17 protein-coding genes and 4 pseudogenes are annotated in these 21,604 nt (G+C 60.6%); 7 read left to right on the top strand and 14 right to left on the bottom strand.

What is annotated here, in order from left to right; all coding sequences use genetic code 11:
• Positions 1 to 21 precede the first annotated feature (21 nt).
• The 4 pseudogenes from J3P82_RS11355 to J3P82_RS11340 form a co-directional block, all read right to left on the bottom strand.
• Positions 22 to 315 (bottom strand): annotated as a pseudogene (locus J3P82_RS11355) (ATP-binding protein); the annotation flags it as partial.
• A gap of 567 nt (positions 316 to 882) precedes the next feature.
• A pseudogene (locus J3P82_RS11350) lies at positions 883 to 1,488 on the bottom strand (ATP-binding response regulator); the annotation flags it as partial.
• Positions 1,480 to 1,821 (bottom strand): annotated as a pseudogene (locus J3P82_RS11345) (sensor histidine kinase); the annotation flags it as partial. The pseudogenes J3P82_RS11350 and J3P82_RS11345, both read right to left, overlap by 9 nt.
• 130 nt (positions 1,822 to 1,951) lie before the next feature.
• A pseudogene (locus tag J3P82_RS11340) lies at positions 1,952 to 2,239 on the bottom strand (ABC transporter substrate-binding protein); the annotation flags it as partial.
• A gap of 221 nt (positions 2,240 to 2,460) precedes the next feature.
• On the opposite strand from J3P82_RS11340, the gene J3P82_RS11335 reads away from it, so the two are divergent.
• From J3P82_RS11335 to J3P82_RS11325, 3 genes are all read left to right on the top strand, one after another.
• Positions 2,461 to 2,985 (top strand): transporter suffix domain-containing protein, encoded by a 525-nt coding sequence (locus J3P82_RS11335; RefSeq protein WP_434563111.1) that lies wholly within the window; start codon positions 2,461 to 2,463, stop codon positions 2,983 to 2,985.
• Between the two features lie 70 nt (positions 2,986 to 3,055).
• Entirely contained in the window at positions 3,056 to 4,177 is a 1,122-nt protein-coding gene (locus J3P82_RS11330) for an HlyD family secretion protein (RefSeq protein ID WP_434563109.1), read from the top strand.
• On the top strand, positions 4,167 to 5,207 hold the full coding sequence (locus J3P82_RS11325) for a DUF2955 domain-containing protein (protein WP_434563108.1): 1,041 nt from the start codon (positions 4,167 to 4,169) through the stop codon (positions 5,205 to 5,207). The genes J3P82_RS11330 and J3P82_RS11325 overlap by 11 nt, the downstream gene beginning before the upstream one ends.
• Here the strand turns inward: J3P82_RS11325 and J3P82_RS11320 are convergent.
• Positions 5,204 to 6,526, bottom strand: a complete 1,323-nt coding sequence (locus J3P82_RS11320; protein WP_434563106.1) for an APC family permease — start codon at positions 6,524 to 6,526, stop codon at positions 5,204 to 5,206. The two genes, J3P82_RS11325 and J3P82_RS11320, sit on opposite strands and share 4 nt — an antisense overlap.
• Before the next feature lie 100 nt (positions 6,527 to 6,626).
• Complete coding sequence (locus tag J3P82_RS11315) at positions 6,627 to 8,060, bottom strand: HD domain-containing phosphohydrolase (protein ID WP_434563104.1); 1,434 nt, start codon at positions 8,058 to 8,060, stop codon at positions 6,627 to 6,629.
• A gap of 114 nt (positions 8,061 to 8,174) precedes the next feature.
• On the opposite strand from J3P82_RS11315, the gene J3P82_RS11310 reads away from it, so the two are divergent.
• A complete protein-coding gene (locus J3P82_RS11310; protein ID WP_434563102.1) occupies positions 8,175 to 8,936 on the top strand; it encodes an alpha/beta hydrolase in 762 nt (253 codons plus the stop codon).
• Between the two features lie 91 nt (positions 8,937 to 9,027).
• Entirely contained in the window at positions 9,028 to 10,659 is a 1,632-nt protein-coding gene (locus J3P82_RS11305) for a GMC family oxidoreductase (protein WP_434563100.1), read from the top strand.
• Between the two features lie 3 nt (positions 10,660 to 10,662).
• Here J3P82_RS11305 and J3P82_RS11300 read toward each other — a convergent pair whose 3' ends face one another.
• Entirely contained in the window at positions 10,663 to 11,589 is a 927-nt protein-coding gene (locus tag J3P82_RS11300) for a LysR substrate-binding domain-containing protein (RefSeq protein WP_434563787.1), read from the bottom strand.
• A gap of 116 nt (positions 11,590 to 11,705) precedes the next feature.
• On the opposite strand from J3P82_RS11300, the gene J3P82_RS11295 reads away from it, so the two are divergent.
• Positions 11,706 to 12,482, top strand: a complete 777-nt coding sequence (locus tag J3P82_RS11295) for an SDR family oxidoreductase (protein WP_434563098.1) — start codon at positions 11,706 to 11,708, stop codon at positions 12,480 to 12,482.
• A 10-nt stretch (positions 12,483 to 12,492) separates the two neighbouring features.
• On the opposite strand, the gene J3P82_RS11290 is transcribed toward J3P82_RS11295, so the two are convergent.
• The 6 genes from J3P82_RS11290 to J3P82_RS11265 all read right to left on the bottom strand — a co-directional run bounded on the left by J3P82_RS11290 (position 12,493) and on the right by J3P82_RS11265 (position 19,478).
• Entirely contained in the window at positions 12,493 to 12,792 is a 300-nt protein-coding gene (locus J3P82_RS11290) for a hypothetical protein (protein WP_434563096.1), read from the bottom strand.
• A gap of 137 nt (positions 12,793 to 12,929) precedes the next feature.
• Positions 12,930 to 13,280, bottom strand: coding sequence for a hypothetical protein (locus J3P82_RS11285; protein ID WP_434563094.1), 351 nt, complete (start codon positions 13,278 to 13,280; stop codon positions 12,930 to 12,932).
• Positions 13,281 to 13,394: 114 nt separating this feature from the next.
• Positions 13,395 to 15,035, bottom strand: a complete 1,641-nt coding sequence (locus J3P82_RS11280) for a RopAA-2 (RefSeq protein WP_434563093.1) — start codon at positions 15,033 to 15,035, stop codon at positions 13,395 to 13,397.
• A 112-nt stretch (positions 15,036 to 15,147) separates the two neighbouring features.
• The gene (locus J3P82_RS11275; protein WP_434563091.1) at positions 15,148 to 16,800 is read right to left on the bottom strand and encodes a N,N-dimethylformamidase beta subunit family domain-containing protein; all 1,653 of its coding nucleotides are present in this window, start codon (positions 16,798 to 16,800) and stop codon (positions 15,148 to 15,150) included.
• A 52-nt stretch (positions 16,801 to 16,852) separates the two neighbouring features.
• Positions 16,853 to 18,178: an MFS transporter gene (locus tag J3P82_RS11270; RefSeq protein ID WP_434563089.1), complete on the bottom strand. Its 1,326-nt coding sequence runs from the start codon at positions 18,176 to 18,178 to the stop codon at positions 16,853 to 16,855.
• 49 nt (positions 18,179 to 18,227) lie between these two features.
• On the bottom strand, positions 18,228 to 19,478 hold the full coding sequence (locus tag J3P82_RS11265; RefSeq protein WP_434563087.1) for an MFS transporter: 1,251 nt from the start codon (positions 19,476 to 19,478) through the stop codon (positions 18,228 to 18,230).
• Between the two features lie 100 nt (positions 19,479 to 19,578).
• On the opposite strand from J3P82_RS11265, the gene J3P82_RS11260 reads away from it, so the two are divergent.
• The gene (locus J3P82_RS11260) at positions 19,579 to 20,541 is read left to right on the top strand and encodes an AraC family transcriptional regulator (protein WP_434563085.1); all 963 of its coding nucleotides are present in this window, start codon (positions 19,579 to 19,581) and stop codon (positions 20,539 to 20,541) included.
• On the opposite strand, the gene J3P82_RS11255 is transcribed toward J3P82_RS11260, so the two are convergent.
• Positions 20,538 to 21,533 (bottom strand): MBL fold metallo-hydrolase, encoded by a 996-nt coding sequence (locus J3P82_RS11255; RefSeq protein ID WP_434563083.1) that lies wholly within the window; start codon positions 21,531 to 21,533, stop codon positions 20,538 to 20,540. The two genes, J3P82_RS11260 and J3P82_RS11255, sit on opposite strands and share 4 nt — an antisense overlap.
• Between the last annotated feature and the right edge of the window lie 71 nt (positions 21,534 to 21,604).

The following is a 21,604-nucleotide window of genomic DNA, read 5'->3' as shown; positions in this document are numbered from 1 at the left end:
AGAAACCTGCCACTTCGGTGCTCATGACTTATCCAGCGGAACATCAAGAGGCACATCGAGGGTAAAGGTCGCGCCCTGTCCAGCCCCATCGCTGTGCACGCTCAAGCTGCCACCCATTTCCTGCGCGGCGAGCCCGCAGCTGTGCAGGCCGAAACCGTGACTGTCCTTGCGCGTAGTGAAACCATGGGAAAAGATCCGCGCCAGGTGCTCAGGCGCAATCCCGTTGCCGTTGTCGGCCACCGTGATACGCAACATTGGCCCGTCGATGAGAGCGGCGCTGAACGTGATGCACGGGCTGCGATCGATCACACCGCCCAACGCCTGTTTGGCATTACGGATCAAGTTCACCAGAATCAGCAACATCCGGTGCCGGTCCAACGACAGCAGGGGCAAGTCGGCAATTTCCTTGACCACCGCCACCCCCTGGCGCTCCATGGATCCGGCGCTCATGCGCAAGGCATCATCGATCAACGCTGCGACCGGCACGGTCTCGACGATACTGACCGCGACGGCATAGGACTGCTGGGCAGCGACAATGGTTTTGATGTGGTCAATGCCCTTGGTGAGCTGTCCGAGCTCTTCGATGATGCCCTGTTGCTCTGCCGTCACCACCTCCGCCAGCTTGCGCAGGTAGTCAGGCAGCATCTTTCCTTTGTGGTCTTTGGTGAGGAAGTCGCTCAGGTCATGGATGTGTTCGTTCATCAGTTGGGCCACCTTGCCCAGCCCCTGGGCTTTGGAGGTGCGCATCAGGCTGCTGACCAGTTCTGCCGAGACGTTCACGCTGTTGAGAACGTTGCCGACGTTGTGCAGCACCGTGGTGGCGATTTCGGCCATGCCCGCCTGGCGGGATTTTGCCTGCAGTTCGCTTTGCACCTGGCTCATGCGCAGTGCCGCGCGTACGCGAGCCTTGAGCTCCAGCGGCGAAAAGGGTTTGGCGATATAGTCGTCGGCGCCGCTTTCCAGCCCGCAAATGCAGGCATCGCTACCGCCGCGGGCGGTCACCAGGATCACCGGCAAATGGGCAAAACCGGCGCTGGCTTTGATTCTGGCGGTCAGGCCGAAGCCGTCGAGCTTGGGCATCATCACATCCGAGACGATCACATCGACGGGTCGAAGCTGCAGGAGCGCCCAGGCCTGCTCTCCATCCGTTGCGGTGGCGACGATGTAATCGTTTTGCAGAAGCTCACTGAGATAGCTGAGCATTTCCGGGCTGTCGTCCACCACCAGCACTCTGGATCGCAAGGCGTGTTCCGGGTGCTGCTCGTGGTCCGCGCCTTGCGTTGAAGCGCGGTCGTTGCGACTGCCCTGGCGTCCATCGTCAAAACGCAGGTGGCGCTGCTCTATCGTGCTGGTCATGCCCGGTGACGATCGCTCGTGCCTATGGTTGGCTTCGGCCGGCAGGATGTTTTGCTCAACCCCCAGCGCAAGCCGGACAAAGAAGCACGAACCCCGTCCGGGCTCGCTGTTGACGCCGACTTCGCCCCCCATCAGTTCGACCAGATCCTTGACCAGGGCGAGACCGATGCCTGTGCCGCTGTAGTGACGCGTGGCGGAATTGTCGATCTGGGAAAAACGCTGGAACAGCAGCGGCAGTTTGTCCGGCGCGATACCAATGCCCGAGTCCTGCACCGCGAGTTCAAATCGCTCGCCATCAAGTGGCGTCACTGCCAGGTGCACGGTGCCGCCGGCGGGCGTGAACTTGATCGCATTGCTCACCAGGTTGAGCAGAATCTTCTCGAAGTGCCGGGGATCCAGGAACACCGTGCCGAGCGCGGGATCGATGCTGCAGGTCAAGGCGCAGCCTTTGCCCTCGGCGACCATCGCGGCGTCCTCGGCCAGCACCCCTACCGCCTTGTTCAAATCAACCGGGGTAGGACACAACTCAAACTTGCCGGCTTCGGCCTTGGAGAAGTCGAGGATGTCGTTCACCCGATTCATCAGGCGCAGCGCATTGCGTTGGGCGCGTTCGACTTGCCGCCGAATTATTGGCGCTGACCACCGGAGCCTCGCGGATCAAGCCATCCTTTTGCGCCTGGGCCGCAATCTCCTGCCAGTTGCGCACCATCACTTTGCGAAAGTCGCTGCCCGTGTAGGAATTGCTGAAGGCAATGCTATGGCTCGCGGTAGGGCCGCGGGCGATGCCGTCGCCGGCGGCTTGGGCTGGATTGGCAGCGACGATCGCCAGTCCGGTCAAGCAGCCGGCGATGCCCCACAAGATGTTGACCGACTTAGTGTTCATGCCATTCTCACGTGCCTGCAGTGGCCGTGAGCATAGTCTCAAGGTGCCCGCTTCGCCCGGGGCCTGGACGAAGTAATGGGCGAGCGGGCTGATTGCTCTCAGCGGCGCCTTACAGACTCCCATCATGCAGGGTGCCGCTAGTCACGCATTAGCCGTCCAGCTGCTAAGCTTTGCTTCGCTCCAGACCCTAACCAATAAAAATTCGAAGAAGGTAACGCAGCATGGCCACGGCACAGCCCCCGGCAACGTCAAATTCCGCGAAATGGCGCTTCAAGGCGGGCATCGCCATTCTTTGCCTGATGCTCGCGTTGTGGTTGTTGGTGCCGCTGGCAGCGGCTGCGGATGTACCCCGCTCCACCATCGCGGCGATCACCGGCGCGCTGTTCATCATCAACAAAGTGCTGTTGCTGCTGGCTATCGCGGTGATGGGCAAGGCAGGTTTTCAAGAGCTCAAGCAGAAGGTGTTCGGCTATGTGTCGGGCCTTGTGCCCAGCGTCGAGCAGGAGGTCAGCGTCACCCGCCACCGTATTGGCCTGGTGATGTTCTGCCTGCCGTTGGTGTGTTCTTTTCTTGAACCTTATGTCGATGCCTTAGCACCCGGTCTACGTCCTAATAGCTGGGCGTTGCAACTGCTTGCTGATGCAATGTTGGTGGGCAGCTTCTTCGTCCTGGGGGGCAATTTCTGGGAGAAACTGCGCGCGCTGTTTATCCGCTCCGCACGGGTCACCACCGCCGACGCGATCTGAGGCAACCTCGGGATCGCCGCCCCGGCGCTCTATCAGTTTTCTTCAATGACCACGACTTGCAGGTACCGATATGCCCGACTCGCCCAGTTCCGTCGAGCCTGAGTTACAAACTGAAGCGCTTCCTGAAAAGCCTCCGCCAGCCAATCCGCTACGGCGCATTGCGCTGGGCGTTGCGGTGTTGATCGCCGTGCTGTTCACCCTCGCCATTTTCATGGAGCGCCGCACGCCCTCGACGTCGCAAGCCGTGGTGCAAGCCTATGTGGTGGAAATGGCTGCCGAAGTGGGTGGCCGTGTGACGGAAATAGCGGTGCTCGACAATGCCCGGGTGAAGGCCGGCCAAGTGCTGTTTCGCATCGACCCGCAACCCTACAGGCTGGTCGTCAGCGAGGCTGAAGCGCGGCTGGAGGAAAGCGGCCAGGCAGTGGGCGCCAGCACCGCCTCGGTGGATGCCGCCCAGGCGCAGTTGGTGTCGGCGCGAGCGCAGCGCGACAACATACGCGAGCAAGCCCGACGGGTGAATCAACTGGTCGAGCGTGGGGTGTTCGCCGCCGCCCGCCAGGATGAAGCGAAAGCCTCGTTGGGCTCCGCCGAGGCGGCCGTGAGCAAAGCCCAGGCCGACCTGGAACGGGCCCGCCAGCAACTCGGGCCCAAAGGCAACGACAACCCGCAATTCAAGCAAGCCCTGGCCTCGCTGGAAAAGGCCCGACTCGACTTGGTGCGTACCGAGGTCATCGCACCCGCCGATGGCGTGATCACCCATCTCCAGCTCGCCGTGGGCCAGGTCGTCAGCGCCGGCCAACCGGCTCTGACCTTCATCGACAGAGGCACGGTATGGGTGTCTGCCGCCTTCAAGGAAAACAGCCTGGAACATGTGCAGGCCGACGATCCGGCGGAGCTGGTCTTCGATGTATTGCCGGGCCGCGTGTTCAAGGGCCGCGTCGAAAGCGTCGGCTGGGGTGTCGCGCAACAAGGTAGCAGCAACTCGGCCCTGCCCTCGGTGCGCAACCAGAGTGGTTGGGTGCGTGACCCGCAGCGTTTTCCGGTACGCCTGATAGTGGAGGAACCGCACCCGATCGGCCCGCGTTACGGTTCGCAAGTGACCGTGGTGATCTATACCGATGACAATCCCATCACTAACGCGCTGGGGGCCTTCATGACACGCCTGGGCGCCTGGCTGAATTATGTCAATTGATGGGCAAGCGACGCTGGAGGTGCTGCGGATCAAGCGCCAGGGATTGCGTGTCGCCCTGGCAGTGACCGTGGGCTTGTGCACGGGTCTGGTCATGGGCGATATCTTGCCGTTTCTCGCGCCCTTGTTCGCCATCCAGTTTCTCTTGGCCAGCCGCCGCGCGCCAGCGCTGTCCCAAGGGTTGATGACGTTGCTGGTAAGTATGCTGACCGGCGCGCTGCTGGTGTGCATGACCGGTATGTTCGGTGAGCGGCCGTGGGTACTGCTGCCGCTGCTTTGGCTGTTTTATCTCGCCTGTTTTACCGCGCAAGGCCGACAACCTGGCGGCGCGGGACCGGCGCTGATGCTGGTGATCGCCATTGTGGTGCCAATGCTCGATATCGCCCAGAGCGATCTGGGCGAGTCCATTGTGCTTGTACTGGTCAAGGCGGTCGGCCTGGGTTTGCTGCTGACCTGGGGCGCCCATGCGCTGCTGCCTGACCCTGCAGGTGAATATGCCGACCAGGCAATCGCCCAGCCGCGCGAGCTGACGCTGGTGATTCGCCAGGCCTTGGCCAGCGCGGCGATCTTGCTGGCGATGGTTGCGCTGTGCCTGAGCGATCCCCGGCTGGCCACGGCGATAGTCGTACCCATCACGGTGGCCTCGTTGCTTAGCCAGTTCTCCCTGGGCATGAGCAGCCGCACCGCCCTCGGCCTGGTGTTGGTCAACTTGCTGGGCGGGGTGGCGGCGTCCGTGGCCTTCACGCTGTTTGAACTTCGCCCGACCCTGTGGCTGGTGGCGCTGATCCTGTTGCTGGTAAGCCTGCTGTTTGCCGGCAAAGCCGCCATCGGCAACGCCACTGGCAAGATATTCGGCGGTGGGCTGATCACCTTCCTTATTCTGTTCGGGCTCGGTGTATCGCCATTACCAACAGAAACGCCCCAGCTGTTTTCCACCCGTATCGCCTACGTGCTGTTTGCGGTGGTCTATGCCATCGGCCTGGCCGCGCTGCTGTGGCCAAGCACGCGCGCACTGCAACGCCTTCCCGGCTAGTTCGGTTTTACGACAACAGGCGCGGTCATTCGAGCAAAGATATACAGCAGCATACCCACCAGGATAAGTGCCGCGCCTCGTAGCCAAGTGCCCAGGTCTTGCTGACTCAGCAATACGAGACAAGACACGATAGCCAGCAAGGGTACCCAGGTGGAAATCCGAAAATGCTCCTGCGCAACCTTGTCCTTGCGTAACACCAACACGGCGATGTTGGTGCTGAGGAAAACGAACAATAAAAGCAGAACCACGGTTTGCGCCAACGTCGCCAAAGTCCCCGTAAGCGTCAGTGCGATAGCGACGAGCGTCGTTGCGATAATAGCCGCCCACGGAGTGCGCCTATGCGGCAGCACCCTTCCCAGAAATTCAGGCAATAGCCCGAGATTGGCCATTCCATAAGTGAGTCGACTGGCCATGATCATGGTGAGCAGCGCCCCATTGGCCACTGCAATGAGAGCGATAAACGCAAATATTCGAGGCGAGATGTCAAGCCCGGAGGCCCGAACCACCTCGAGTAACGGGGCTGAGGTGGCGAGCAGTTTCTCCGTCGGCAATACCGAAGAGGCCGCGACCCCAACGGCCATGTAAACGACGCCGGCTGTCATCAGCGCGGCGAACAAGGCACGAGGGTATACCTTGCGAACATCCTTGATCTCTTCCGCAAGATTGGCGGACGTCTCAAAACCCACGAACGAATAGAATGCGAGCAGCGCAGCTCCCAACACGGCGAGCATCGGACTGACCCCAGGCTTGAATTCCAGCGTCCTCCCCAATTCGGCTTCGCCAGAGCTGAAAAAATAACCCGCCGCAATGATCACCAACATCAACCCTGACAGCTCGATCACGGTCATTACCAGATTCGCCCCGAGGGATTCCTTGATTCCTCGCGCATTCAAAAGCGCAATCACCCACAAGAAGATCAGAGCCGCAACGTGGGGCGATACTTCAATGAACGCCGCAAGGTAATCCCCAGCGAAGGCCAGTGAGAGACCCGCAGCACTTGTAACCGCCGCGGCGAGCATGCAAAAACCGATCAGGAAAGATATCAGCGGTGACTTGAAAGCCTTTTCGGCAAACACCGACGCTGCGCCTGCGTGAGGGTACTTCGAGACCAGTTCGGCATACGAACCTGCCGTCAACATTGCGAAGAACAACGCGATCAACAACGGCACCCAGATCGCGCCGCCGACCTCTCCGGCGATGGTACCCGCCAGCGCGTACACGCCAGCGCCCAGCACATCGCCAAGTATGAACAGAAACAGCATCGGCCCCGTGACAGCGCGACGCAAAGAGGTCTTGGAGGGTGACGTATCTGCTTTCATTGAAGGCTCTGCCGAGTGATGTTATTTCGCATAGACATCCGAGCGCCATGCCTTCGCACAACGTCTGAGCAGTGGAAAAATCCGCAGGGTAAAAGTTCACTTAAATCAACCCTAGCGTCAGGGCTTTGAGGGTCGCCGCGGCACGGGTGGTACATTGAAGTTTACGGAACACGTTTTCCACATGGGTGCGGACCGTGCTCGGACTGATGCCCAATTGACGCGCCACTTCCTTGTTGCTTCCTCCCGTGCTGATGCACCGTAGAATTTCGGTTTCACGCTCGGAAAGCAGGCCACCGCTTGGCCTGCAGGCAGCCATCATCGTGTCCCCGCGCGCCGCCGCGATGACCGCCTGGCAGGCTCGTCGGTCAAAGCGTCCCTGGTCCGCCTCGTCCAGCAACAAGCGGGCGGCATCGTCCTGACTCAAGGACGGCCGCCACGGTCGCTCGCTCAGCAACGCTTGCCAAGCCAGGGCGGCGGCCAGCAAGCGATGTTCGCTTTGCAGCGCGTCACCGTTAAGACTGCGAAAGTAACCACTGCCATCCAGTCGCTCGTAGGCGTGGGCCGCTATCTGGCCCGACACGGTCAACGCCGATATCTGGCTACAGGCTCGCGACGTCCAGTAAGGCACCAACCGCACCTGCTCAAGATCGCCTTCCAATAACGCACCCGGAGTATTCCAGACTCGATTGGGCACCGCTGCGCGGCCAAGCCCATGGATCAGCGCCGCTTGGCCGAGGTCGTCTACTGATGCCTCTGGCAGCCCCGAAAGCCTGGCGGCCTCTTGGACCAGCTCCGAAGAACGTCGCGAATACCCCGACAACCAGGGCAACTTGAGATCGATCACATCGCCGATAAGGGTCAATGGCACCGATGGTGCGGTTTGCCGCGAAGCAGCCACCTGTGGCGTGCGCAATTGAGCGAGCCAATCTTCGGCGTGTCGCAGCATTTCGGCAGCGAGCGCTGCTGGATAGCGTCGATCACGCTTGCTGGAAATCCACTGCAATGCCACTTCCAGACCGTGACTGCGGGACAGGATTTCCAAATCACCGGCGAGCAACACTTGATAAACCACCTCCGGCACCCGTGGATGACGCAGGCCAGACGGCCTTCCTTCGCCGTCGTATTGCTCAAACACATGACGCAGCCCGTGTTCGACTTCAGTCCTCAAGCCCAATGTATGCGCGATGTCACCGGAGACCTCGCAATGAATCTGCGCCAGCGGCGTGGACCTGCGCATCGCTCGCTGGCCCGCCGCGCTGAGGGTATGCGTCAGCATCGCGTTGCGGCCCTCGACATCATCGCCCAGCAGTTGGGTAAAGCCCTGCGCATTGGCGGTGCACCCTGACCAGCGCAACAAGGCCACCTGGCGTCCGATCTCGGTGTGCTCGCCAGCGCCATTGCACGCTTGCGCGAGCATTTGCACCAATCGGGCGGTGCGGCGGGACTGATCGAAAGGCTGCCCCATGCTCAGGTCGCCCACCATGGACAACGCCAGGATGGCGTCTTCCAATTCGATACAGTCACCTGCCGACATGTCGTTTCCTCAGGGCATCCGATTGAACATTGTTGATGGCCTCGGATAAATGACCGATACCTCAGCCGCCGAGTATCGCTGAAACTGCGCTCACCCCATACAGGAGATCGCATCATGTTCAAACCCAAGGCCCTTGCCCTCTCACTCGCCATGACCTGTTCATTGTTCGGCGGCGCGGTCCATGCCGCGGCACAGCAACCTTCTGTCGTCATCGTCCATGGCGCTTTCGCCGACGGATCCGATTGGGGCAAGGTCGTCCCGCTGCTGCAGGCGGAAGGCATCAAGGTCACCGTAGTACAAAATCCGTTGACCTCGCTGGCGGACGATGTCGCCGCCACACAGCGTGTGCTGAACAACCAGGAGAACGACGTCGTATTGGTCGGCCACTCCTGGGGCGGTACCGTCATCAGCGAGGCTGGCGCCGACAAGAAAGTACGCAGCCTGGTGTACGTCGCCGCGTTCGCTCCGGATGCCGGTCAAGCCAGCAAAGACCTCGGCAAGGACTACCCTGCCCCGTCCGGCGTGAAAGACATCGCCGCCGACAAAAATGGTTTCCTGTACATGACCGCCGAGGGCATGGCCACCGGTTTTGCCCAGGATCTTTCCCCAGAGCAAACCGCGGTAATGGCGGCGACGCAAGGACCGATCCGAGCCTCGGCTTTCGATGACAAAACCAGCGCCGCCGCCTGGAAAGGCAAGCCAACCTGGTACGTTGTGGCCAAGGCGGACCGGATGATCCAGCCTGATCTGCAACGCGCTTTTGCCAAGAAGATCGGTGCCAAGGTCACCGAAATCGAAGCCAGCCACGTGCCACAACAATCCCGCCCGGCAGATGTCGCAAAAGTCATCATCCAGGCGGTTCTGAAGAGCCAATAGTTCCAGGCCCCTTCTGCGCTGAGATCGAAGGAAGAGCTGCCGTGCCCAATGGATTGCCACCGGTTTCAGGACAGGTTGGCCGGAAGCTGGGATGCAACGCGCTCCCCCCGCAGCAGTCATCGCATCGGCGATGCAATACCACACCGTCCAAGGAAACCCATCCATGCCTATGAATTGCGAGCTGAAAAAGCGCCCTTTCGATTTTATCGTCTGTGGAGCGGGGACCGCCGGTTCCGTCGTGGCCGGACGGCTGGCCGAGAATCCCGAGGTCGAGGTATTGCTCATCGAGGCCGGAGGCAGCGATGACCACCCCCACGTGCTGGAGCCGGGGAACTGGCCCCTGAACCTTGGTACCGAGCGCGATTGGAACTTCGTGGGTGCCGCAAACCCTCATCTCAACGACAGGAAAATCCCGCTGAATATGGGCCGTGGATTGGGCGGCGGGTCCAGCGTCAATGTCATGTTGTGGGCCCGCGGCCATAAAAACGACTGGGAAGATTTCGCAGCGCACAGTGGTGACCCTGCGTGGAACTACGCATCGGTCCTGAAGATTTATCAACGCGTGGAAGACTATTGGGGCATCTGCGATTCAGTCCGTCGCGGCAAGGGCGGACCGGTGCATGTCGCACCTGTACGAAACGCCCAACCGATTGCGAACGCCATGATCAGTGCGGCTGCCGGAATGGGTGTACCTGTTTTTGACAACCCGAACGGCGCCATGATGGAAAGCCGCGGAGGTGTGGCGCTGAACGATCTCATCGTCAAGGATGGCCGGCGTAATTCCATCTACCGCGCCTACGTTGCGCCGCGCTATGGCCAGCCCAACCTCACGGTTCTGACTGATACGCTGGTCAGCCGCATGCTATTGAAGGAGCAACGCGTCATCGGCGTGGAAACCATCCACAATGGGCAGATCGAGTGCTTTTACGCCATTCACGAAGTCATTCTTTCCCTGGGGGCGATCAACACGCCTAAGGTCCTGATGCAATCGGGAGTGGGGCCGGAGCAAGAATTGCAGCGCCATGGCATTCCTGTCGTCCAGCATCTCCCCGGCGTTGGCGCCAATCATCAAGATCACGTGTCCTTTGCGGTTATTTTCGAATACATGACGCCACAACCGGTGGGTTATGGCGGCTCGGAGGCAACGCTCTACTGGAGCAGCGAGAGTACTTTGCATCTCCCTGACATGTTCCACTGCCAGGTCGAGTTTCCAGTGCCCAGCGCAGAGACCGCATTACTCGGCGTTCCTGCACATGGCTGGACAATGTTCGCCGGCCTTGCCCACCCGGAAAGTCGCGGACAGGTCACGCTCAGCGGCCCGGATGTGACGGATGCCCCCATCATTGAACCCAACACGCTGTCGCATCCCACCGATCGGCGCAACGCGCTGGAAAACATCCGTTTTGTCCAGGAGCTGGGCGCGCAGGCCCCCTTCAAGGGCTTGGTAAAAAATGAAAGCCTGCCTGGAAAACTGAACACCCAATCGCTCGAACACTACGCGCGCAACGCTGCCGTGACTTACTGGCACCAATGCGGTACGGCAAAAATGGGCCAAGACGCGATGTCCGTCGTTGATGGTCAACTGCGCGTCTACGGCATCCAGGGCCTGCGCATTGCCGATGCCTCCATCATGCCGCATGTCACGAGCGGCAATACGATGGCCCCGTGCGTGGTGATCGGCGAGCGGGCCGTGGAGGCTATACGAGCCACTTACAACCTATGAACTTCATGCAGGCGGCCGAAGCCTCTCGTTGCCAACCAGATTGGCACGGGCCAAGTCGGTAAACGCCTTGAGCGCTGCCGAAGGGTTGCGCCGGTTCGGGTAATACAAACACACGTTGTCTCGCGCTGGCGTCCAATCCTCCAGCACCCGTTCAAACTCTCCGTTCTCGATTTCGACTTGAACGTCCTGTTCCATGAAAAAACCCAGGGCCACGGCTGCCCCAACGACCGCCTTGGCAAGGCCTGGCTCGTCCAGCGTGAATGGCCCGTTCACATCCAACCTGATGACCTCCCCGTCGCGTTCCAAATGCCACGGATAAATGGCTCCGTTGGGTAGGCGGATCCGTAAGCATTGATGAGTGAGTAGATCAGCTGGAGTCCGAGGCTGGCCGTGCACCTCAAAGTACGCTGGCGAGCCCACGATGGCGTACCGTTGTGGTCGGCCCAGCGGGACGACAATCATGTCGCTGGGTACCAGATTGGCAGACCGCACGCCGAGGTCGAAGCCGTCAGCAACGATATCCACCAGACGCCCTTCGGTAACCAGATCGATGTGCACCTTCGGGTAACGCCGCGAAAATTCCAGAATCAGCGGCATCAGGGTCGTACGAGCGGCACTTGCAAATGCATTGATGCGCAAGATTCCCGAAGGTCCGACATTGTGCGAGCGCACCGCCTCGAGCGCCGCGCGAACATCCTGTAGCGCCGGCCCGACTTGCTCCATGTACATCCTGCCGGCCTCGGTGAGCGACACGCTGCGTGTCGTGCGATTGAACAGCCGCGTTTCAAGGTTCGACTCCACCTTGGCGATGGTATTGCTCAACGCAGTCGTCGAAACACTCAAGTCGATAGCGGCTTGTCGAAACGAGGCCCGACGCGCCACGGCCGTCACCGCCTCCAACTCGTTAAGTCCAACACGAAGATCCGGCATTTTATTGTCCTGTTTATCGGGATTAGCCATTACGTTTATGCCAGTTGAGCAAACTATCCCGTGAGCGGCAAGATCACCGGGTGTCATCAATTGATTATCAGAGAGGAGATTTCGCTATGAATCTTGATTTGAAAGGCAAGCGCATTCTGGTTACCGGCGGCACCAAGGGCGTCGGCAAAGCGGTGGTTGAGCTGCTGCTCGACGAAGGCGCAAAAGTCCTGACCTCGGCTCGCCAGGCAAACATCGAGATGCCTCCAGACTTTTGCGTTCCGGCTGATTTATCGACCCGGGAGGGTTGTAAGAAATTGGTGGCCGCGACGAGGCGAATATTGGGAGACGTCGACGTCATCATCCACGTACTGGGTGGCTCGTCGGCACCGGGTGGTGGCTTTGCTGCACTGGAGGAGGACCACTGGCAACGCGAGCTCGATCTGAACCTGCTTCCAGCCGTACGTATCGATCGTGCCTTGCTGCCAAGCATGCTCGAACGAAACGAGGGCGTCATCATTCACGTGACCTCCATTCAGAACCGGCTGCCGCTGCCCGAAGCAACGACCGCTTACGCGGCTGCCAAGGCTGCGCTTTCGACTTACAGCAAAAGCCTGTCGAAAGAGGTCTCGCCAAAAGGTGTACGTGTTGTCCGGGTTTCGCCGGGTTGGGTTGAAACCGAGGCGTCGGTCGCCTTGGCCGAGCGCCTGGCGAAAGAAGCCGGTACCGACTATGAAGGTGGCAAGCAGATGATCATGAACGCGTTAGGCGGTATTCCACTCGGCCGGCCCTCCAAACCTGCGGAAGTGGCGAACCTCATTGCCTTCCTGGCTTCGCCTCGCGCGGCCTCCATCACGGGCAGCGAATTTGTCATTGATGGCGGCACCATCCCAACGGCTTCATAAGAGGCAGCGACTATTGATGGGTGTCCGCTTCCTCAGCCGGATAAAACTCGCCCTCCTTCCCGATCTCTTTCAGCCGTTCGCGGGCGAGCAGCTCAATGCTGGCCACGGCGACCTGATCGTCAAGGTTGACCCACTGCAAGCACAGGCTTCGAACATTCTGATCGTGGGTGCCCTCGCTCATCATTTCGTGGGTGAAGACTTGGGCGCCACGCCATAGGCATAGCTGGGTATGAGTCCCGTCGAGCCATATCTCGTTGAATGATCTCAGGTCAGTGGTGGCCAATTGATCCACCGTGATTGTCTTATCCATTGCGCTGTACCTTACTGATCAGCTGATACAGGTAGACTTACAAGCACCGCGGGTCGTTCCCCAGCAGAATCGAGACAAGGGGATGCGCGGGTTCGTCTCGACAATTTCGCGCCGCGTGCTCACCGCGTCGGTCTGCATCAGCCAGCGGCGAACCGCCGATAGATCGCGCGCGCGCCCCAAGACAGCATCACTGCCGGGATCGAAAGCAAGACGCAATACAAAATACCGACTGCCAGTAGCGGCCCCGCTTCGGATGTCATCATCACGCATGGAATCTGCCCGAACATTACGATGGGACCGGCCAGCCATCCGCGTTTTTGAAACAGCAGGCCCAGCGTCAATGTCAGCGCCAGGGACGCAGGATATAGAACAGCCCAATAACATTGCGCGTCCCAAGGCTCCTTCACTCCCGCCGACCATGACGCCGCCAGCCAGAAGCTCACACTGATGACGCAAGCAACGATCGTCGCCAGCCATGTACTTTTCAATGACGTCCTCTCCTCAAGTTGCACTGCATCACGGCGCCGTGGCCCTTAGACGCCTTGCCAATGTCCGATCCTTGGACATTACGCAAAGACTACACTGAGCGACGAGGACGGCTGCTACACGATATCGCCATCATCCTGAGCAGGCGGACGCGCGGGCGCTGAGGACGAGGGTTGCGCCTGCGTGGCCGCGAGCGGCTGCATGGGGATGTTCTGACCCTGAGCGGCTTGGCTTTGGGCGGTGGGCGCTGCGCGTTGCCTCAGGGCTCCCATGCCTTTGTCCCAGGCGGAGCCAATGCCGCTAGCGACGCCCATGACTCCATCCGCTGTCGCTTGAGCTGCACTTTTTGTGTGGTGGGTCGCTGAAACAGCTGTCTCCTTGGCGAACCTGGCGCCGGTGAGCGAGGTCTTGACTGCAAGCTCGCCTCCTTTGACCGCCAGCCTGCCAGTTGCATCTGCGGTCCCTTCTACTGCTTTTGGTACATGGGCATCGACCGCAGCAACGGCTTTTTTCGGCACTGATCCACCCAACGAGGCGCCAGCTGCCCACAACCCGAAAGCCACGGTACCCAATACGTTTTTTACCGCCTCCGAGGCTGCGGTAGCCGCCATTTTTCCCAGCTCGCTGGACTTCGCCAGGTTGGCTGTGGCGGTTGTAGCCGCGCCCATTGCAGAAAAACCGCCAATCAGCAGGCCATTTCCTACCACACTGACCGGATCCACTATCTCTTTCAAGGCATCGCCGCTGATGACCGCATTCAGAGCCGTAGCCGCGCCTTCGCCCAGCCGCGCGGAGACCATCTTGACCAGGGCAGTGGCATTGAGATCCTTTAAAGTCTCGAAGTCATCCAGCCATTCGGTATCTTGATCAATAGGCTTATGAGGCTGCCCTTGCGGTACAGCATCCCGACGACCATAGAGCATTGCAGGGTCAGCCAAATGGTTCGTGCGATCGCGGCTGACGTTGTAATGCTCAATTGCGATACCCACGATGATAGCCGTGACCGGCCGTAGGGCGGGTTGCAGGATTGCATCCAGGTCTTCTTTGCCAGCCGCCGTCATGGCAAGCGTTGATGCGTACATTGCGGTATTACGTACGGCAAACCCGGTAAGCCACTTATTGGCTTCGTCGAAAGCATTACGCAATGGACCTTTGTCCAACGCCAGCAGCTTTTGCGCCACTGATGCTTGAAGCGCCGGGTGCAGCGTATCGCTCTCGGGTTTAAGGTAATAACCCGGCTTGAGGCCCGCGATCGTCTTGTTACCGGCAGCATCCGCCATACCGGCATACAAGCATGACATAGCGTTCTCTATAGCCGCTTGGCGTACTGTATTGCCATGCTTGCCTGCTACCTGGAGGATGGACGGTTCGAAATTACCTGCCTCGGTCAGCGCCGCAAAGGGCGTCCCCCCCATCCCCGATTTTATTGACGCAAACAATCTGTCGGCTCTGGCTGCGTTTTTTTCCGCCTTCTCCATGTCATGGACGTTATAGCCCCCTGCCTCTAATCGTTGAGCGCGGTCATCACGAATGGCGTTCAGCTCCGCGTTGCGGGCGCTCGAAGCAGAGGCAGCGGGTCGATCGGAGCCCGCCTCTCTTTCAAGGTGAGCCTCGAAATGGTTTTCAAGCCGCGTTCTCATCGCTGCCCCTGTGGAGCTGAGGCTCGAGGAGCGAGAGGTCTGTTGCGTTGTTTCCTGCTGTATCTCATCAGGTACACGAGCCAGCTCGCGGCTTGCACCTACATTAAGCGTATCCATGGCACTGTTCTCTTAGTGATCGGCAGATAGAAGAATGCAAATGACTCCGGTATGAGCGGCGACATCCTTACGCTTGAGTGGCCGTGCCGGAAAAAGCGTTCCAACTGACGGCCTACGGATTGCGCAAGAAACGATCGAGCACGTTTTTGGTGATCATCACGGTGTAAATGTCTGCCTGCATAAGCCCATGTACCCATTCGCACGTGGCGGCGGTAAAGACCTCACCTCGACCTTTATGGAAGTGCACCACCATGCCCGCCCCGCGGCTATGCAGATCGATGCTGGCCTCGCTAAGGTCGGGCGCCAGGATGGAAGCCCGAAACCGGGCATCGCCATCGCCGAGCATGAACGAATAGGCATCCTCGGATCGGCCGTGTTCGGCATTGGTCGCCCAGCCCATGGCGAGGATTTGCAATCCGCAGGGCGCACCGTCTGTGCCGAGCGGTTCTGGGAGGCCGTCAACAAACGTGTACTCCAAGCCATCCACCTCATAGCCAAAGATGTTGGCCTCGTCTCCGAACATGTCCGCGTACCCCAGGCCCGTGCCCATGAAGGCCCAGTGCCGAGGCCTGAAGACTGTATACCCGCGAGGATTGCGCGGTGCCATTCCTCCAAAGCCGCCATATATCCCCCGCAATGCATTGACCCCAAACGTCCTCGCCCCGGGGTGATCCACTCGCGGATCTTCCCAGGCGCCGGTTAGCCGACGAGGGTCGGTAGCCGCGACCGGATCTAGCGCTCCGGCATCGTACTTGTAGGCGACCTGCCGTTGGCCCTCATCCTCCAAGCGGATCTGCCACATGAAATTGCCAGCGAAGCGCGCGACCTTGCCGCCCTCCTCGACAAAGAAATCGACGTGATCGCGCATTTCCCGCGTCCAGTACTCGTCGTGCCCTGCAAAGACCGCGCAGCGATAGCCCTCAAGCGCATGCGGGTCGTGATGCAAATCGTCCTGGGTCAGGATGTCGACCGTATAGCCTTGCTGTTCGGCCCAAACCACAAACGGTCTTTCGTAGGAGGCCCACCCCGCCAGCGCGTAGTACTTGGCGTAGCCGTTAAGGGATGCCCATTCAATGAATGCGTAACGCGCCGGCCCGGGCTTGCGTTGCCGGGTCGCGTTGACAGAACGCGGCGCATCCTCGGGCAGCCAGACTTGCCCCCGCGCCCAAGGGCGTTGTGCCGACAGCAACGGCGCACGGCCGCGCGGCGTGCCGGGGTGGAGACCGAAGTAATGATTAGCGCCGCCCCAGTCGTTATAAGCGGCCCATGTCGATGTGGCGGCGACAAGCACCAAGGCATCGGCGCGCTTGTGCGCCGTCTTGACGATGAACAGGTGATGCCCGAGCACGCTTTCAGCGCTATCGCGTACTTCCACTACATAGCCACCCGGCTCGGCATCAGCCGGGATTGACCAATGCCAGAATACCGGCCATTGGCACCCCTGCTCATAGGCGCGTTCGGGCACCGGGTGGAATCGAGCGTCAAGGCTGTCGGTTTCATGCAACGTGCGAGCGATGGCTCCATCACGGTAGATCCTGAGTCTGACTTGCGGGCGGTTCGAAGACAGATACAGGCACACCGAATCGCCCGGGCTGTAGGATCGGCGATCCGAGTAGCACCAAGCAGCCGCCGAGCCCGACTCGGAAGGGACTTCGACCCAGGTCTCGCGCGCGGCCTGACGTGGCCCCGAAGTCTGGTTGACCGTCACGCCGGCGCCCGGTCGTTCACCGCGTGCAGTGGTTTTTTCAAGGTCTGTTGAGTTCATTGAATTGCACTCCTTGGGTCGGCTGATGCTGCGGATCAACAAGCCAACGGATCTAGTCCTGAGAGGCCAACGACGACCGTGAGCCAGCAGCCACTCGAACGCCGGGCGCCTCGATGCGCGCAAGATCGATGCCCGCCGTTTCATCGATAAGAAAACCTGCCAGGACGGTGACCAGGCCCAACCCCATGACGTAGCAGATGTACAGATAGCCAAGGTCGGCGCCGCCGAGATAGCTATGCAGATAGGGTGCGGTGCCGCCAAAGATCGCCACCGACACCGACGACACCAACCCAACGCCTTGCGCCCGCGCCTGGGTTGGCACCTGCTCGGACAACACTGCGGGGAAAATCGCCGCGATCAACGACCAGGCGCCTAGCCCAAGGACCTGGGCCAGGAACAGCGTATAGGGTTCGGTGGTCACCATGATCGAGATGGGATAGGTCAGCACGATCACGCCCAGGCCCCAGGCGATGACCATGGGCCTGCGACCTACACGATCGGACAACATTCCACAGATCGGCAGCCAGCACACACAGAGGATTTGCGCGAAGAGGCTGGCCACGTAGGCACCCGTGGCGTCCATGCCCTGGGCGATTGCCGTCGAAGCGCCGAACGTGACCCACGCGTAGTAGGTGACATTGGCGGCCGCTGCGAGCATGACGATGTTGCGCGCGACGCGCAGCATCTCGCCCCTGGACAATTTGCGCGGCGGTCGAGCCTGGCCCTGCTGCTCTACGAACACGTGAGACTCCTGCGCACCGCGGCGCAAAAACAGCGCATAGACGCCGAGCAGTCCACCGATGGCGAAGCCGATCCGCCAGCCGTAGTCACCCATGGCCTGCGCACCCAGCAGCCAGGTGAGCAGCGCCGCCACCGCCGTCGCCGCCATCACCCCGAGCGTCACCCCGACGTAGACCGAACTGGACCATAGGCCACGGTGTTTGCTTGGGGCGATCTCGGCGACATAGGTGTATGAAACGCCTGTTTCGCCGCCATGTGCGAGCCCTTGCACAAGCCGGAAAAACAACAGCGCGACCGAGGCATACAGGCCAATGCTCTGGTAGTCAGGGATCATCGCGATGCCGAGGCTGCTGATCGCCAGTAACAACATCGTGGTCACCATGATGGTCCGGCGCCCCAATCGGTCGCTCAGCCGACCAAACAACCATCCACCGATGGGACGAGCGACAAAACCCACCGCAAACACGGCCAGGGTCGCGAGCATCGCCGAGCGGGCATCGCCCTTGTCGAACAGGTTGCGTGCCAGGTACACCGAAAAGGTTGCGTACAGCGTCCAGTCGAACCACTCGAGCGCATTGCCTATACCTGCCGCGCGCAAGGATCTCAGGCGTCCTTGGTGGGACGTCGCATTGTTCATGTTGTATCTCCGGGTTACGGACAGGATCGGGGCGGCTTTGGGAGGCGGATCAAAGGTGCAGCGCCGGCCTGGCCTGGGCACTGCCAGGGGCAGAAGGAACCCTTACACACAGCGCAATCAGCAACGCGGCCAGCAGCATCAGCACGGCCGCCGCTACGAATACACCTGCACTGCCCCCGAGGCTGAACATCACACCGCCAGCGGCTGCGCCCGTTGCGATGGCCGACTGCACAGACGCCACCACCATGCCCCCGGCGCTTTCAGCCTGATCGGGTACTGCGCTGGCGACCCAGTTCGACCACGCCACCGGCACACCACCAAAGGCCAGGCCCCAGACCGCCAGCAGAACCGCCTGCCCTGGCACCGACGCCGGCAACAGGACCAACGCCAGTGCCGCAACGCCCACCAGCGCGGGCATCAACACCAGGGTGGCCAGCGGATGACGGGGAATCAGCCACCCAGCCAGCAGCGTGCCGACAAAGTTGGCCACACCAAAACCCAGCAGCATCAGCGACAACACTTGCGGGCCGATGCCGGTGGTGCCCTCGAGGAATGGCCGAATATACGTGAACATCGCAAAGTGGCCGCTGTGCACCAGCACACAACCGAACATCCCGATGGCAATGCCTGGGCGCTGTAACACCTCAAGTACGGTGCGCAGGCGTGCCGGCCTGCGCGGCGCAAGGCGCGGCAGCGTGAACGACTGGAAAGCCAGGGTCACCACGCCTACCGCCGCCGCTGCAAAGAATGCGCTGCGCCAGCCATAGAGTCCGCCCAGGTAGCTGCCCAGCGGAACCGCAACCACCGTCCCGATAGCAATGCCGCTGAAAATAATCGAGAGCGCTCGAGGCAATAACGCACCGGGCACCAAGCGCATCGCCACCGCTGCCGCCATGCTCCAGAACCCACCAAGGGCGATACCGAGCAAGATACGCATCACCAAGAGCACCGCGAAACTGGAGGAAACGGCGACCAAAAGATTGGACGCGATCATCAACGTGGAAAAACCCAGCAGCACCCAGCGACGGTCGACACTGCGGGTCAGGCCTGGGACCAACAGGCCAGCGAACAGTGCCACCACTGCTGTCACCGTGACCGCCTGGCCAGCCAGCGCTTCGGACACACCCAGATCGGTAGCCATCGGCGTCAACAGGCTCGCCGGAAGGTACTCTGCGGTCAGCAATCCGAACACGCCCATTGCCAACGAGAATACGGCCATCCACGCGGGGGCTGCAGGCTCTACATCCAGCCCGGCGCCGGGACGGCTGTCGGGTACGGCATTACACACAAGGTCAGTCATTGCACGGATCTCCAATCTGAATGGCGACCCGCAGTCTAGGCGCGAGGATCTGGATGATCTATGATCGAAAACCTCGATTTTTTGACTGAAACACCTAACGATGCCAACAGATCAGTTTGCTCTCTCCTCGGAACTCATCAATGAGCTGTTGCGCGGCATGCGCCTGCGTGGCGTCGAGTACCGGCGTATCCAAGCCGGTCCAGCCTTCGGCCTGGGCTTCGCTGCCAAACCTGGGCATGCCTGGTTTCACTTCCTGGCGGTCGGCAATGCGGTGCTGCGGATGGAGGACGGGACGACGTATGCGCTGTCTGCCGGCAACGCCGTATTCATCTCCCACGGTGCGGCCCATCAATTGCTTTCCCATACGGACGTGCCTGTTCAGGACATCGACGGTTTAGACGGCGCCCCCCTCGGTGAAACCGTCAGCGCGGTGGATACCGGAACCGATGCCAGCCCCACGCCTGCCACCCTTTTGTTCAGTGGTTGCATGGAGTTTGAATTGAGCAGTATCCATGGCCTGGGCAGCCTGATGCCGGGCCTGATGTTGATTGATGCCGGCGGCCAGCGTTACCCCGGACTGGTGCCTATCCTGACCACCATGGAGCGCGAGGTCAGCGCCGCACGTGTCGGCTTCGCCGGCATCCTCGCGCGACTGGCCGACGTGGTGGCCGCCATGGTCGTTCGCGGCTGGGTGGAGTGCGCCTGCGGTAATGCCTCTGGCCTGGTCGCCGCATTGCGCGATCCACGCTTGGCAAATGCCCTTCTCGCGCTCCATCAACAACCGGGACACGATTGGACCGTTGCGCAGCTGGCGGAGCAATGCAATACCTCGCGCTCAGTCTTCGCGGACCGTTTCCAGATGACCATTGGGATGGCCCCGCTGCGCTACGTCACCGAATTGCGGATGCGGCTTGCGAGCCAGTGGTTGACGCTCGAAAGACTGCCGATTGAGGAGGTGGCGCAGCGCCTGGGCTATACCTCTCAGGCTGCTTTCAGTCGCGCATTCAAGCGCATCACGGGCAAGACGCCTGGATTGAGTCGTCAGTCGGGCCTGCGGTATTAGTCGCGATTGCGATACTGGGCGGGTACCCACTCGTATCTACCGGCTTCGCGCCTGATGTGACCGATACCCGGAAATGGCAAGTGAGCGACTGCTGACAACCGTTGTTCACTCGCGGCTGTTTCGAATTGCTCCAGCCGCTGGGCGCGGGCAGCGTCCTGGTTGACGTCGAAGGTAATAGTCACCTCTGGGCGGGCGAACTGGATGAGACCGACGTGCATGATATCGCCCCAGAAATCGATGCTCTCGCCTTCGCTTACTACTCGAAAGAAGCTGTGGCCCGGTGTATGTCCCGGGGTGGGGATGGCGGTGATGCCTGGGAGGATTTCAGATTCGGCAGCGAATGTCTTCAGCTTGCCTGCACGTTGATAGGGACCAACAGTCTTCAACGCTTCTTCCAGGTACGCCGGCTTCAAACCCTTGTCCAGGTTGGCACGATCCAGGAAGAAGTCGACGTCTGCCTGGCCGACGTGGATGGTCGCATTGGGAAACATCATCTGGCCGCCGCGTGTCAGGCCGCCGGTATGATCGGTATGGATGTGGGTGATCAGGACATCGCTGATCTGAGCCGGCTGGTAACCCGCGGCAGCCAGGCTTTCGGGCAGCTTGCCGCCGACGCTACCGAACAATTCACCAGCGCCGGTATCGACCAGCACCACGTGTGAGCCCGTATCGATGAGGTAGGCATTGATCGACGTCTCCAGCGGGTTGCGAGCAAATCCATGTCGCAGCATTGCGTCTATCTCTTTGGCGCTGAGGCCTCTAAGCAGTGGATGCAGATCCAGCGGCAGCGTCCCGTCGCTAAGGGCAATGACGCGGAATTTGCCTAGGTTGAAGGCATAGACGCCGGCGAGCGCGGGTTTATGTGTCGATGCAGCATCCACGGTCGAGATTTGTGGTGGTTGCGCTGCGGTGGACGGCAGCGAGTAGCTGGCTCCGGTGAACAGAACGGCCGTCAGTATGGACGCGAGATGAAACCGTGTGCGGTTGAGCATAATGCGTGCCTTTTCTAGTGCGACCATTGGTGTCGCTGGGGTAAACGTAGCTCAGGTACCTCGTTCTGCAC

Source organism: Pseudomonas sp. Z4-20, from assembly GCF_051131955.1.
In the GTDB taxonomy this organism is placed as follows: Bacteria; Pseudomonadota; Gammaproteobacteria; order Pseudomonadales; family Pseudomonadaceae; genus Aquipseudomonas; species Aquipseudomonas marvdashtae.
The sequence above is the reverse complement of the archived record's forward strand: the minus strand, read 5'-3'. Positions and strand labels throughout refer to the sequence as shown.

What these genes read in the sequence shown, in the direction of transcription:
- J3P82_RS11335 (WP_434563111.1), top strand. Translation starts at nt 2,461, where the DNA reads ATGGCCACGGCACAGCCCCCGGCAACGTCAAATTCCGCGAAATGGCGC.
- J3P82_RS11330 (WP_434563109.1), top strand. Translation starts at nt 3,056, where the DNA reads ATGCCCGACTCGCCCAGTTCCGTCGAGCCTGAGTTACAAACTGAAGCG.
- J3P82_RS11325 (WP_434563108.1), top strand. Translation starts at nt 4,167, where the DNA reads ATGTCAATTGATGGGCAAGCGACGCTGGAGGTGCTGCGGATCAAGCGC.
- J3P82_RS11320 (WP_434563106.1), bottom strand. Translation starts at nt 6,526, where the DNA reads ATGAAAGCAGATACGTCACCCTCCAAGACCTCTTTGCGTCGCGCTGTC.
- J3P82_RS11315 (WP_434563104.1), bottom strand. Translation starts at nt 8,060, where the DNA reads ATGTCGGCAGGTGACTGTATCGAATTGGAAGACGCCATCCTGGCGTTG.
- J3P82_RS11310 (WP_434563102.1), top strand. Translation starts at nt 8,175, where the DNA reads ATGTTCAAACCCAAGGCCCTTGCCCTCTCACTCGCCATGACCTGTTCA.
- J3P82_RS11305 (WP_434563100.1), top strand. Translation starts at nt 9,028, where the DNA reads ATGCAACGCGCTCCCCCCGCAGCAGTCATCGCATCGGCGATGCAATAC.
- J3P82_RS11300 (WP_434563787.1), bottom strand. Translation starts at nt 11,589, where the DNA reads ATGCCGGATCTTCGTGTTGGACTTAACGAGTTGGAGGCGGTGACGGCC.
- J3P82_RS11295 (WP_434563098.1), top strand. Translation starts at nt 11,706, where the DNA reads ATGAATCTTGATTTGAAAGGCAAGCGCATTCTGGTTACCGGCGGCACC.
- J3P82_RS11290 (WP_434563096.1), bottom strand. Translation starts at nt 12,792, where the DNA reads ATGGATAAGACAATCACGGTGGATCAATTGGCCACCACTGACCTGAGA.
- J3P82_RS11280 (WP_434563093.1), bottom strand. Translation starts at nt 15,035, where the DNA reads ATGGATACGCTTAATGTAGGTGCAAGCCGCGAGCTGGCTCGTGTACCT.
- J3P82_RS11275 (WP_434563091.1), bottom strand. Translation starts at nt 16,800, where the DNA reads ATGAACTCAACAGACCTTGAAAAAACCACTGCACGCGGTGAACGACCG.
- J3P82_RS11270 (WP_434563089.1), bottom strand. Translation starts at nt 18,178, where the DNA reads ATGAACAATGCGACGTCCCACCAAGGACGCCTGAGATCCTTGCGCGCG.
- J3P82_RS11265 (WP_434563087.1), bottom strand. Translation starts at nt 19,478, where the DNA reads ATGACTGACCTTGTGTGTAATGCCGTACCCGACAGCCGTCCCGGCGCC.
- J3P82_RS11260 (WP_434563085.1), top strand. Translation starts at nt 19,579, where the DNA reads ATGCCAACAGATCAGTTTGCTCTCTCCTCGGAACTCATCAATGAGCTG.
- J3P82_RS11255 (WP_434563083.1), bottom strand. Translation starts at nt 21,533, where the DNA reads ATGCTCAACCGCACACGGTTTCATCTCGCGTCCATACTGACGGCCGTT.